This is a genomic window from Phenylobacterium sp., from assembly GCF_036495085.1.
Lineage (GTDB): Bacteria > Pseudomonadota > Alphaproteobacteria > Caulobacterales > Caulobacteraceae > Phenylobacterium.
In genome coordinates, this window is sequence record NZ_DASXNL010000013.1 from 1 (window position 1) to 12,092 (window position 12,092).

The 12,092-nt window shown below is 66.5% G+C and carries 10 protein-coding genes and 1 pseudogene; 7 read left to right on the forward strand and 4 right to left on the reverse strand.

Going from position 1 to position 12,092, the window contains the following annotated elements; genetic code table 11:
- Positions 1-1,224: pseudogene (locus VGI62_RS02100) on the forward strand (hypothetical protein); the annotation flags it as partial.
- Positions 1,225-1,231: 7 nt separating this feature from the next.
- Here the strand turns inward: VGI62_RS02100 and VGI62_RS02105 are convergent.
- The 3 genes from VGI62_RS02105 to VGI62_RS02115 form a co-directional block, all read right to left on the reverse strand.
- Positions 1,232-2,539, reverse strand: coding sequence for an MFS transporter (locus VGI62_RS02105; RefSeq protein WP_331502736.1), 1,308 nt, complete (start codon positions 2,537-2,539; stop codon positions 1,232-1,234).
- A gap of 199 nt (positions 2,540-2,738) precedes the next feature.
- Positions 2,739-4,895, reverse strand: coding sequence for a methylmalonyl-CoA mutase (scpA, locus tag VGI62_RS02110; protein WP_331502737.1), 2,157 nt, complete (start codon positions 4,893-4,895; stop codon positions 2,739-2,741).
- Positions 4,892-6,313: a methylmalonyl-CoA mutase family protein gene (locus VGI62_RS02115; RefSeq protein WP_331502738.1), complete on the reverse strand. Its 1,422-nt coding sequence runs from the start codon at positions 6,311-6,313 to the stop codon at positions 4,892-4,894. Before VGI62_RS02115 ends, scpA begins: the two co-directional genes overlap by 4 nt.
- A gap of 118 nt (positions 6,314-6,431) precedes the next feature.
- Between VGI62_RS02115 and VGI62_RS02120 the strand changes: the two genes are divergently transcribed.
- The 5 genes from VGI62_RS02120 to VGI62_RS02140 all read left to right on the forward strand — a co-directional run bounded on the left by VGI62_RS02120 (position 6,432) and on the right by VGI62_RS02140 (position 11,559).
- Positions 6,432-7,436, forward strand: a complete 1,005-nt coding sequence (locus VGI62_RS02120; RefSeq protein ID WP_331502739.1) for a nitronate monooxygenase family protein — start codon at positions 6,432-6,434, stop codon at positions 7,434-7,436.
- Between the two features lie 272 nt (positions 7,437-7,708).
- Positions 7,709-8,749 (forward strand): sulfate ABC transporter substrate-binding protein, encoded by a 1,041-nt coding sequence (locus tag VGI62_RS02125; protein WP_414695620.1) that lies wholly within the window; start codon positions 7,709-7,711, stop codon positions 8,747-8,749.
- Positions 8,746-9,645 (forward strand): sulfate ABC transporter permease subunit CysT, encoded by a 900-nt coding sequence (gene cysT, locus VGI62_RS02130; RefSeq protein WP_331502741.1) that lies wholly within the window; start codon positions 8,746-8,748, stop codon positions 9,643-9,645. The genes VGI62_RS02125 and cysT overlap by 4 nt, the downstream gene beginning before the upstream one ends.
- On the forward strand, positions 9,642-10,496 hold the full coding sequence (gene cysW / locus VGI62_RS02135) for a sulfate ABC transporter permease subunit CysW (protein WP_331502742.1): 855 nt from the start codon (positions 9,642-9,644) through the stop codon (positions 10,494-10,496). The genes cysT and cysW overlap by 4 nt, the downstream gene beginning before the upstream one ends.
- Positions 10,468-11,559 carry a sulfate/molybdate ABC transporter ATP-binding protein gene (locus VGI62_RS02140; protein ID WP_331502743.1) on the forward strand — a complete coding sequence of 364 codons (1,092 nt, stop codon included), beginning with the start codon at positions 10,468-10,470 and terminating at the stop codon, positions 11,557-11,559. Before cysW ends, VGI62_RS02140 begins: the two co-directional genes overlap by 29 nt.
- Here the strand turns inward: VGI62_RS02140 and VGI62_RS02145 are convergent.
- The gene (locus tag VGI62_RS02145; protein ID WP_331502744.1) at positions 11,556-11,750 is read right to left on the reverse strand and encodes a hypothetical protein; all 195 of its coding nucleotides are present in this window, start codon (positions 11,748-11,750) and stop codon (positions 11,556-11,558) included. The genes VGI62_RS02140 and VGI62_RS02145 overlap by 4 nt on opposite strands.
- Positions 11,751-11,877: 127 nt before the next feature.
- Between VGI62_RS02145 and VGI62_RS02150 the strand changes: the two genes are divergently transcribed.
- On the forward strand, positions 11,878-12,092 hold a 215-nt coding region (locus VGI62_RS02150; RefSeq protein ID WP_331502745.1), incomplete at its 3' end, for a DUF5961 family protein.

A 12,092-nucleotide genomic window follows, 5' to 3' on the forward strand; every position in this document is an offset into this window, starting at 1 on the left:
TCCGACGACAAGCGCCTGAGCGCCGAGCAGATCAAGACCCTGGTCCACTGGATCGAGCAGGGCGCGCCGCGCGGCGATGGGCCCGACCCGCTGGGCGCCGTCAAGCACGTCGCCCAGGAATGGCCGCTCGGAAAGCCGGACTTGATCATCGATGTTCCGGCCTACACCATCCCGGCCTCAGGCGTCGTCGACTACCAGCGCCCCGCAGTGCCGGGCCAGCTGACGGAAGGAAAGTGGGTTCGCGCCTCGACGGTGAAGCCAGGTTCGCGCCAGGGCGTGCACCACCTGCTGACCGGCTGGATGGCCGAGATGCCGGCCGATGGAAAGTCCTCCGAGGTCAAGTGGGCCGCCTCGCTTGGCGCCGGCTATGCGGTGGGCGCCGAGTCTTCCATCGAGCCCGCCAACGCAGGCGTGTATCTGCCGCCGGGCGGCGCCATCGGGTTCCAGATGCACTACACGCCATTCGGCAAGGAGGCGGTCGATAAGAGCCAGGTGGCGCTTTATTTCTACGACAAGCCGCCCGAGCTGATCATGCACAACGTGGTCATCATGGATCCGACGATCCAGATTCCGGCCGGCGAGGGCAGGCACAAGGAAGTCGCCTACGTACAGTTCCCGCACGATGCGCTGCTCTACTCGGCCTTCCCGCACGCCCATTACCGCGCGTATTCCTCCGATCTCTGGATCCAGTATCCCGACGGAAAAATGAAATTGCTACTCAGCCTGCCGCGCTACGATTTCAACTGGCAGCGCTCATACACGTTCGCCGAACCGATCAAGGTCCCGGCGGGGTCGAAGCTGGTCGCGCACTATGTGTACGACAACTCGGCGCGCAATCCGTCAAACCCAGACCCGAAGATCAACGTCTCGTGGGGTGAGCAATCGTTCCAGGAGATGCTGTTCACCTCGCTGAGCTTCCGCTGGGCCGAGGAGACCGCCCAACACCGCGTCAATTTCGACGAGGAGTTGGGCAAGAACCGCATGCTCGGTATGATGGACGACAATCTGGACGGCAAGCTCGAGAAGTCTGAGCTGAAGGGCGGGATCGGCGCGCAACTGCTGAAGTACTTCGACGTGCTCGACAAGAACCACGACGGAGTGCTCGACGCCGACGAACTCGCTGCGGCTCAGGCCATGATGGGGCCGCGCCGCCGCGCTGAAGGCGCCATCGCCCCCTCCGCTGCGCCGGCTCCGGCGGCTCCGGCGGGGCCGGCCGGAAAGTAAGGCTTCGTCAGGCCGCCGGGGCGACGGTGAGCAACCGTCGCCTGTGCCCTTGGCGCAGGACAAGGACGATCGCCCCGGCAATGAGGTACGGCGCGGTCAGCGCTGCAAGTCCGGTGTGGAAGTCGCCGGTGGCGTCCCTCGCCAGACCCCAGGCGTAGGGCATTACGAACGAACCCAGCTGGCCGATGCCGTTGATCCCCGCCACCGCCACAGCCACTGACCGCGGATCGAGAATCTCGCCGGGAATCAGCCAGATAACGGCGGCGGCGGCCCAGTTGGCGGTGATCAGGATCATATAGGCGCCGAGCATGACCACCGGGGCGTGGGTGGATGCCATGACGGCGAAACAGGCCGCCTGGATCAACAGGGGAGCGGCCAGATGCAGATAGCGCTCGCGCCTGAGGTCGGAATGCCAGCCATTGAAGATCATCGCCGCGGCGCCCATCAGCCCGGCGATGGAGACAAAGAAGCCGATTCGGCCGGCGCTCAGGCCGGTCGCGGTCTCCAGGACGCTGGGGGCCGACAGATTGAAAGCGTAGTAAGCGCCAAGGGTCATGAAGTTCAGAGCCACGAAGGCCAGGACCCGCGGGTCGCGCAGGGCTTTGAAGGTGTTGTGCTCGCCCGGTGATCTCGTCAGCGCGTGGTCGGCCGCCAGGCCGGTTTCGAGCCAGCGCTTTTCGTCAGAGGAGAGCCATTTGGCGGTGGCTGGCGTGTCGGGTAGGTAGAGCAGAAACAAGAGGCTCATCAGGATCGCCGGGATGCCCTGCACCAGGAAGAGCCATTGCCATCCCGATAGGCTGAGGCGTCCCTCAAGGCCGAGAAGGCTGCCCGCGACGGCCCCCATGAACGCCGAGGCCAGAGGGCCGGCCACATAGAACCTGCTGATCGCGCGGCCACGATGCTGCGCGGGAAACCACAGGGTCAGATGGTAGATCACGCCCGGGAAAAAACCCGCCTCAGCCGCGCCCAGGAGGAAGCGCATGACGTAAAATTGCCAGGGCGTTCTGACGAACATCATGCCCACGGCGATAACCCCCCAGGTGAACATGATCCGCGCGATCCAGCGACGGGCGCCGACCCGCGCCAGAATCAGGTTCGATGGAATCTCGAGCGCCGCGTAGCTGATGAAGAACAGGCCCGCGCCCAGGCCGTAGACGCTGGCGCTGAAGTGCAGGTCACGGTTCATCTGCAGGGCCGCGAAGCTGATGTTCACGCGATCCATGAAGGCAATGCCGTAGCCAAGACCCATAAGCGGCAGGAGCCGTAACGCGGCCTTGCGTAGGGTGGATCGCTCCAGCGCTGCGTCCGAAGCCACGATGCCCCTCCGTCCCCACCGCGAGCAGGCCACAGCCGCCCGCGGCAGTCGAGTCCTGGAACGCCGTTCGTCGGTGCGACGCAGTCAGGCGCCGAAATAAGTCCCGCCTGCTCCGACCAATGTCACCGCGCGCAACGATTGGCGCCTGCGGTCTCGGTCATGACGCATCCTCCGGCCCGATTGACAAGGACGCCGGCGGTTATTCCGCAGCCTGCTCCTGGGCGTAGCCCAACAACTCGTTGAGACGCTCGAGCACGGTGATCGCGGCGTCGGGGACGGTGGCGCCCGGAGTGAAGACTGCGGCGACGCCCATGTCCTTCAGTGCGGCGAAATCTTCCGGCGGTATGACGCCGCCGACCACCACCATGATGTCATCACGGCCCAGCCTCTCGAGCTCGGCCTTGAGTTCCGGAACCAGCGTCAGGTGACCGGCCGCCAGCGAACTTGCGCCGACCGCATGAACGCCGTCGGCGACGGCCTGGGCGGCGGTCTCCGCGGGGGTCTGGAAAAGATCGCCAATCTCTACGTCGAAGCCCAGGTCGGCAAAGCCCGAGGCGATCACCTTCTGGCCACGGTCGTGACCGTCCTGGCCCATCTTGGCGACCAGGATGCGGGGTTTTTTTCCGTCCGCATGCGCGAAGGCCTTCGCCATTTCCTGGGCCCGCCGCGCGCTCGTCGTCACGCCGCTTTCGCGCAGGTAGACCCCGGCGACCGCGTCTGCATGGGCCTTGTGGCGGTTGAAGACCTCTTCCAGCGCGTCGGAGATCTCACCCACAGTCGCTCTGGCCCGGGCCGCCTCGACCGAGAGCTCGAGCAGGTTGGCGCCCCCAGCGGCGCCGTTGGTCAGGGCCTCGAGTGCGGCGGCGGTGGCGGCCGGATCGCGCTCGGCCTTCAGGCGCCGGAGCTTGGCGAGCTGCTGCTCGCGCACCGCTGTGTTGTCGACTTTCAGCACCGGGATCTCGTCGGCGACGTCAGGGCGATAGCGGTTGACCCCGACAACGCTCTGGATTCCGGCGTCGATGCGCGCCTGGGTGCGCGCCGAGGCCTCCTCGATGCGCCGTTTGGGCAAGCCGTCCTCGATGGCCTTGGCCATGCCGCCGAGGGCTTCGACCTCGGCGATATGGGTGAGGGCGCGCGCAGCCAGGTCAGCGGTAAGACGCTCGATGTAGTAGCTGCCGCCCCAGGGGTCGATGACACGGGTCTGGCCGCTCTCGGCCTGCAGGAAGAGCTGAGTGTTGCGGCTGATCCGGGCGGAGAAATCGGTCGGCAGGGCCAGAGCTTCGTCGAGCGAGTTGGTGTGCAGGCTCTGAGTCTGCCCACCGACGGCGGCCATGGCCTCCACGGTCGTGCGGGCGACATTGTTGAAGACGTCGTGGGCGGCAAGCGACCAACCAGAGGTCTGGGTGTGTGCGCGCAGGCTGAGCGAGCGGGTGTCCTTCGGGTCGAACTCCTGTTTCACGAGCTTGGCCCAGAGCAGGCGCGCTGCGCGCTGCTTGGCGATCTCCATGAAGGTGTTCATGCCGGCGTTCCAGAAGAACGACAGGCGGGGCGCGAAGCTGTCGACGGGCAGGCCGGCGGCCACGCCCGCGCGAATGTATTCGATGCCATCGGCCAGCGTGTAGGCGAGTTCCAGGTCAAGCGTCGCCCCCGCTTCCTGCATGTGATAGCCACTGATCGAGATCGAGTTGAAACGCGGCATCTCACGGCTGGTGTAGCTGAAGATATCCGAGACGATCCTCATCGAGGGGCCGGGCGGATAGATGTAGGTGTTCCGGGTCAGGAACTCCTTGAGAATGTCGTTCTGGATGGTCCCTGAGAGCTTGGCGTGCGGCACACCCTGCTCCTCACCGGCCACGATGTAGAGGGCCAGGATCGGCAGCACCGCCCCGTTCATCGTCATCGAAACACTCATCTTGTCGAGCGGGATGCCGTCGAAGAGCGTGCGCATGTCGAGGATCGAATCGATGGCCACGCCGGCCATACCGACATCGCCCTTCACGCGGGGGTGGTCGCTGTCGTAGCCACGGTGCGTAGCCAGGTCGAACGCGATTGAAAGCCCCATCTGCCCGGCCGCAAGGTTGCGGCGATAGAAGGCGTTGGAGTCCTCGGCCGTGGAGAAACCCGCGTACTGGCGGATGGTCCACGGATTGGTGAGGTACATGGTCGGATAGGGCCCGCGCAGGAATGGCGCCAGGCCAGGGTAGCCGGACAGGGTGTCGAGGCCGGCGATGTCGGCTGGGCCATAGGCCGGAAGAACCGCGATGCCTTCCGGCGTCTGCCAGGCCTGGCCATCAGGCGGCGTCTGGACGGGCAGGGCGTCGAACGGCAGATTCGCAAAATCGGGAAAACGGCTCATTCGAACGCCTCCGAGATGCGCATGGGTTTGAGTGGGGGGCACGTCCCATCCGGGCCCGGCAACCGCGTTGACGGCGCCTCGACGGCCGCCGCAGCGGCGACCTCGACCTCGACGGGGGTGTCCTTGGTGGGCGGGAAAGCGGTGACGCCGATGATCCTCGGCGCCTGGCGCGCGGCGTTGGCGGCGTCTACTGCGCGGACGATCTGGCCGGCGTTCAAGGCGGCGATGACGCCGCCGCCGGCCTCGATCGCCTGGAATTCTGCCCAGGCCGCTCGGGCGATCTGGTCGGTAAGCGCTTCTACATATCCGCAACCGGCGGCAGGATCGGCGACGCGACCGACGTGAGCCTCCTCCATGAGGACCAGCTGAGTATTTCGGCTCTGGCGGCGCGCGAACTCGGTGGGAAGGCCAAGCGCGTCGGTGAGGTTGCCGAGGATCACAGTGTCGGCGCCGCCCACCGCTGCGCCGAAGCCCGCGGCCGTGAGGCGGATCATGTTGGTCCAGGCATCCTTGGCGGTCAGCATGCGGTGCGACGAGCGCACCTCGATGCGAGCGGTAGGATCAGCTTCGCAGGCCCCGGTGATCCGCGCCCAGACGGCTCGCGCCGCCCGGAGCTTGGCGATCGCCAGGAAATAGTCGGCGTCGGCGCAGAGGCCGAGCGTCGTTCGTCGAAAGGCCTCATCCATCGGCGCACCGGCGCGAACCATGGCCTTGGCGTAGGCGACGGCTGCAGCCGCCGCAAAGGCGACCTCGAGCGCCTCGCCTCCGCCGGCTTCGTGGACGACCCGGCCGGAGGCCAGGAAGAGCTGGGCCAGAGGGTAAGTCTCGGCGAGCCGGGCGGCGGCGTTGGCCGCGGAGATCAGGTGCGCCTCGATGGGTCCGGGGCTGGCTCCGACTTCAGCATAGGCGCTCAGCGGATCGAGGTGGAAGCGCAGGCGAGCGTTGGGCGAGGCCTTGGCGACCGCGCCGAGCCAGTCGGCGGCTATGGGCCCCAGGAAGCCGGCGTCGAGAGCGGTGGGGGCGAGTTCAAGGATCACGTCGTCGAGGGCGCGCGCCAGCGCCTCGGCCGAGCCTATGGCGACCCCGGCCCTGCCGCTTGGATCGAGACGCAAGGTAACGGCGGCTGCGCCACCTCTCAGGTCCGCCAGGATCTCGGCATTGGCTCGCGGCGGGGCCGGATGGGCGCTGAGCGTCGCGACTTCCCAGGCGCGGTCGACGCGAACCGCCCGGGCCGGCGCCAGGGGTTGCGCCGCCGGCGCATAGAGCGGGGCCACCGCGATGCCCTCGCCGGTGGCCTTTTCGAGGGAGGCGAACGGCGCCTCACCCAGGGTCTTGTCGACCAGCGCCCGCCAATCGGCTTCGGTGGCTGCGATGAAGTCGGCAGTGAGGGCGGGGCCAGCGGCAGGGGCGTCAACCATGCCGGGTGATGGTCCCGTAAGGCCCTTGGCGTCAAGTTCACGCGCGGGCAAGGTAGTCGCAGCCGTTGTCTCCAACCGCATGGGGCCAACGCAAATATGAACCTGCCGAGGAACTCAGATGGCTTTGCCTCCCGTCCTGCGTGACCGCCTCCGACTTCCGGTGATCGGCAGCCCCCTGTTCATCGTCTCCAACCCGGACCTGGTGATCGCCCAGTGCAAGGCCGGGATTGTGGGGTCGTTCCCCGCGCTCAACGCCAGGCCAGCTTCGATGCTGGACGAATGGTTGCATCGAATCACCGAGGAGTTGGCCGCCTGGGATCGCGACCATCCGGAGGCGCCGTCCGCGCCGTTCGCGGTCAACCACATCGTCCATAAGTCCAGCGACCGCCTGGAGCACGATGTCGAGGCTACGACCAAGTGGAAGGCGCCGATCATCATCACCTCTCTGGGCGCCCGAGAGGACGTGAACTCCGCTGTGCATTCTTATGGCGGCACTGTGCTGCACGACGTGATCAACGACCGCTTTGCCCGCAAGGCCATTGAGAAGGGCGCCGATGGCCTGATCCCGGTTGCGGCCGGCGCGGGGGGGCACGCCGGCCACTTGTCGCCTTTCGGCCTCGTCCAAGGCTTGCGGGAATGGTTCGACGGGCCGATTGCGCTTTCAGGCGCCATTGCTCACGGGCGCGCGGTGCTGGGGGCGCAGGCGATGGGCGCGGACCTTGCCTACGTAGGCTCCGCCTTCATCGCCACCAAGGAGGCCAACGCCGACCCGGCCTACCAGGCGATGATCGTCGCCTCGACGGGCGAGGACATCACCTACACGAACCTCTTCAGCGGCGTGCACGGCAACTACCTGACGCCTTCGATCATCGCAGCCGGCCTGGATCCGGCGAACCTGCCCCAATCCGACGCTTCGGCGATGAATTTCGGGTCGGGCGGCAACCAAAAGGCCAAGGCCTGGCGCGACATCTGGGGCTGTGGGCAGGGGATCGGGGCGGTGAAGGACATACCCCCCGCCGCCGAGTTGGTTGCGCGGCTGTCGCAGGAGTACGAAGACGCCAAGGCGGAGCTCGCCGCCAAGACCGCGTTCACGGCGGGGCGCGTGCTGCTGGCGGCGGAGTAGGCGTTCTCGCCTTTGTGACTTTCAGATTTTCTGCGAACTGCCGTAGCTTAATCCCACTCGTTAAGTAGGAATGTAAGGCCTAGGTACTCCCTGCAACGGTGAGGAGCACCGGTGCGCGCCTGTCATTGCTCCGTTTCGGACCGCTTCGGCCTTTAGGAAACGTGGTGCCGGTGATGAACTGGCTCCGGATTGGGGGGTTGCTCTGCGAGCGGACGTCGCTGGTCGGTCTCAAGTACGCGTTCTAAGCCCCACGGCCCCGAGGACTTATGACCATGACGAGCCCCGACCTTAGCCGCAGAGGGCTCATCGCCATGGCCGGCGGGGTGTCGGCGAGCGCAGTGGCCGGGAAGTTGATGCTGGGCGGGACGGCCGCCGCTGAGGCCAAGGCGATCACCTTGCTCAACGTCAGCTACGATCCCACCCGGGAGCTCTACAAGGATATCAATGTCGCCTTCTCGACCTTCTGGAAGGCCAAGACCGGCCAAGCCCTGGACATCAAGCAGAGCCACGGCGGATCAGGGAAACAGGCGCGCGCTGTGATCGATGGCCTGCAGGCCGACGTGGTGACCCTGGCGTTGGCCGGTGACATCGATGAGATCGCCGCGCGGGCCAAGCTGCTGCCGGCCGACTGGCAATCGCGGCTGCCGAACAACTCGACGCCCTACACCTCGACGATCCTGTTCCTCGTCCGCAAAGGGAACCCGAAGGGCGTTCGCGACTGGGCCGATCTGGTGAAGCCGGGGGTGGGCGTGATCACCCCGAACCCAAAGACCTCCGGCGGCGCCCGCTGGGCCTACTTGGCGGCCTATTCTTACGGGCTCAAGCAAGGCGGCCCTGCGGCGGCTAAGGACTACATCACAAAGCTCTTCAGGAACGTGCCCGTGCTAGGCGCCGGCGCGCGCGATGCGACAACAACCTTCGCCCAGCGCAATATCGGCGACGTCCTCCTGTCCTGGGAGAACGAGGCCTTTCTGACGATCGACGAGTTCGGACCGAACTACGACATCGTCTATCCCTCGAGCTCGATCCTGGCTGAGCCGCCCGTGGCCTTGCTCGACAAGAACGTCGATCGGCATAAGACCCGGACCGTCGCCACCGGTTATCTCAACTTCCTCTACAGTCCTCTGGCGCAGGAAATCATCGCCCGTCATCACTACCGGCCGAGGAATGCGCAAGCGGCGGCCAAGTTCGCCGCCAACCTGAAACAGATTCCCATGGTCACCATCGACCAGGCCTTCGGGGGGTGGAAGAAGGCCAGCGCCGTCCACTTCGCCGACGGCGGCCTGTTCGACCAGATCTACAAACCCACATGACCGATCAGGCGATCATTCCCGGCCGGTCCCCGGCCGGCGGCGCAATTGCGGCGGAGCGGCCGCGGCGTTCGTCGTGGGTCGAACATTCGATCCTGCCGGGGTTTGGGGTATCGCTGGGAGTCACGCTTGCCTACCTGGGCGCGATTGTCGTGCTGCCGCTCATCGCGTTGGCGCTACGACCCTGGGAACTGGGGCCGCTTGGTGTCTGGCACGCGTTGACTGCGCCGCGCGTGGCTGCGGCGCTGAGGCTTTCCTTCGGGCTCTCGGCGCTGGCGGCGTTTGTGAACGCCCCGCTCGGCATGCTGCTGGCCTGGACGCTGACCCGGTATGAGTTCCCCGGACGGCGCATCCTGGACGCCCTCGTCGACCTGCCGTTCGCCCTGCCGACCGCGGTGGCCGGCATCGCGCTCACGGCGCTATACGCGCCGACTGGACCTCTGGGCGGGGTGGCGGCGAAGCTTGGGTTCAAGACGGCCTATTCGCCGCTCGGTATATTCATCGCCCTGGTGTTCATCGGCCTGCCGTTCGTGGTGCGCGCACTGCAGCCTGTGCTGCAGGAACTCGACAAGGAGGTCGAGGAGGCGGCCACGACATTAGGGGCGGGCAGTCTGCAGCGTGCGGTGCTGGTGATCCTGCCGACGCTCGCGCCCTCGTTGATCTCAGGCGTCAGCCTGGCGTTCGCCCGAGCGGTCGGGGAGTACGGCTCGGTGGTGTTCATCGCCGGCAACCTGCCGGGCAAGACCGAGATCGCCCCGTTGCTGATCGTCATCAAGCTGGAGCAGTACGACTACGCCGGGGCCGCTGCTATTGGCCTGGCGATGGTGGCCATATCGTTTGGCACCCTCATCCTGATGAACCTTCTGCAACTCTTCCTGGCCGGCCGGGGCCGGGCATGACCGTCGCCGCCCGTCCGTTATCCAGTGTGCGCCTGCCCGGGCTGGCCTTCCTGCTGGTGGTCGCCTCGGCCGCCGTGATGGCCGTTCTGGTGCTGATGCCGCTGTTCGTGGTGTTCCACGATGCGTTCTCCAAGGGGCTAGGCAAATACATCGCCTCGATCCGTGAGCCAGACGCACTGGCGGCCATGCGGCTCACGCTGCTGGTGGCGGGGATCGCTGTCCCGCTGAACGCGCTTTTCGGCATATCTGCAGCCTGGTGCATCGCCAAATTCGAGTTCCGCGGAAAGAGCGCCCTGCTGACGCTCATCGACCTGCCTTTCTCCATGTCGCCTGTGGTTTCGGGCCTGGTCTGGGTGTTGCTGTTCGGGGCGCAGGGTTGGTTCGGGACGTGGCTGATCGACCATGACGTCAAGATCATCTTCTCGACGACGGGCCTGGTCCTGGCGACCATCCTTGTGACGTTCCCGTTCGTGGCCCGCGAGTTGATCCCGCTGATGCAGGACCAGGGGGCGGACGAGGAATCCGCGGCTCTGACGCTGGGCGCCGGCGGCCTCACGACATTCTGGAAGATCACGCTTCCGAACATCCGCTGGGCGCTGCTCTACGGCGTCCTGCTGTGCAATGCCCGGGCGATGGGTGAGTTCGGCGCCGTTTCCGTCGTCTCCGGTCATATCCGCGGCCTAACGACCACGCTCCCGCTTCACGTCGAGGTGCTTTACAATGACTATGACTTCGTCGGCGCCTTTGCGGCGGCCTCGCTCCTGGCCTCCCTCGGGCTCGTCACCCTGGTCCTCAAGACCGCCCTCGAATGGCGTCACGCCGGTGAACTTTCAGCCAACCGTCGACACTAACGCCAAATCCCCTCTGTCGCTGGAGATCAGCGGCATATCGAAGTCTTTCGGCCGCTTTCCGGCGCTGAACAACGTGTCGTTGCAGGCGAGGGACAAGGAGTTCCTGGCGCTCCTGGGGCCATCGGGTTCAGGCAAGACGACGCTGTTGCGCGTGCTGGCGGGCCTGGAACGGCCGGACGCCGGCGAGGTGCGCTTCGCCGGCGAGGATTTTCTGGCGCTGCCGGTGCGCCGTCGGCGGGTCGGCATGGTCTTCCAGCACTATGCGCTCTTCCGCCACATGACCGTGGCTCAGAACGTCGCCTTCGGCCTGAAGGTGCGTCCGCGGTCGGAGCGGCCCTCGAAGTCGGAGATCGACGATCGCGTCGCGGACCTGCTGTCGCTGGTGCAGCTCGAGGACCTCGGCAAGCGCTTTCCCGCCCAGCTCTCCGGTGGACAGCGGCAACGTGTGGCGCTCGCACGCGCTCTTGCGATTGAGCCCCGGATGCTTCTATTGGACGAGCCCTTCGGCGCGCTCGACGCCCAGGTGCGGCGCGACCTTCGGCGCTGGCTTCGCGACCTGCACGACCGGGCAGGTGTCACGACGGTGTTCGTCACCCACGACCAGGAAGAGGCCCTGGACCTGGCTGACCGCGTGGCGATCCTGAAAGGCGGGGAGCTCAAGCAACTCGGCGCGCCCAACGAGGTCTACGAAAACCCCGCCGACCCCTTCATCTACGACTTCCTGGGCGCGGCCTGCCGCTTGCCGGGTGTCGTCGCGGGAGGCCGACTGACCGTCGCTGACTGGGAAATCAAGGCGCCCAAGGATTCTCCGCAGGGACCGGTCGAGGTGTACTTCCGTCCTGACGAGGTGAGTTTCGCGCCGGCTGATGGCTCTGGACTGGCAGGGGAGGTCAAGGCCGTGGCTGCCCGCGGCCCGGACGTCAGGATCGAATGCCTGATCGAAGGCCGGCTGTTCGAACTCGAGGCGAATGGCCCCACCGTGCCGGCCGGCGTCGCGCCCGGCCTGGCGCTCAGGATCAAGCCCCTGCGGCCGAAAGTCTACGCCAGCTCGCAGCCCATCTAGCGGCTGTCGTGGCGAAGGCCCTCGGTGTCGAAACGGCGGATCGGTCGATCGCCGAGCCACAGCTCCATGGGCTGCCCGTCGCTGTGCGACCGCGCATAGGCAGCGGCTTCCTCGTCGCTTTCGCAGCTTAGAACCGTCACGCCGCGAACGTGCCCGGCCCGATCGAACACATAGAGCCGATAGTCACTCATACGCCGGTCCCCGCCATGAGGCGCCCCCCGCCAGGAAAGCTGGGGGCTGGGCGCGCGATCGCAAGGGCCTGGCGGAAATCCTTTCCGCCGCCGGGGCGTTAAGGGCGAAAGCGGGGAGGTTCCCGACATGTCTTCGCCGCGCGACGGTGGCCTGCGACGAAGCTTTTCGGTGCATGATGTCCAGGAGGCGATCGCCCGGGGCCGCCTCGTCGAAGGCGTCAGCTTCGCGGATGCCGCGCTCGCCGACCTCGAAGACCGCCACGTCGAGGCGACGGACGAGGTCTCCGTACTCGTCGAGGATTGCGCCACGGGCGAGCGACAGTGCTTCCGAGTCGATCTGGA

Excerpts from the sequence above, each read along its gene's own strand:
- scpA (WP_331502737.1), bottom strand. The coding sequence starts at position 4,895 with ATGAGCCGTTTTCCCGATTTTGCGAATCTGCCGTTCGACGCCCTGCCC.
- VGI62_RS02115 (WP_331502738.1), bottom strand. The coding sequence starts at position 6,313 with ATGGTTGACGCCCCTGCCGCTGGCCCCGCCCTCACTGCCGACTTCATC.
- VGI62_RS02120 (WP_331502739.1), top strand. The coding sequence starts at position 6,432 with ATGGCTTTGCCTCCCGTCCTGCGTGACCGCCTCCGACTTCCGGTGATC.
- VGI62_RS02125 (WP_414695620.1), top strand. The coding sequence starts at position 7,709 with ATGACGAGCCCCGACCTTAGCCGCAGAGGGCTCATCGCCATGGCCGGC.
- cysT (WP_331502741.1), top strand. The coding sequence starts at position 8,746 with ATGACCGATCAGGCGATCATTCCCGGCCGGTCCCCGGCCGGCGGCGCA.
- cysW (WP_331502742.1), top strand. The coding sequence starts at position 9,642 with ATGACCGTCGCCGCCCGTCCGTTATCCAGTGTGCGCCTGCCCGGGCTG.
- VGI62_RS02145 (WP_331502744.1), bottom strand. The coding sequence starts at position 11,750 with ATGAGTGACTATCGGCTCTATGTGTTCGATCGGGCCGGGCACGTTCGC.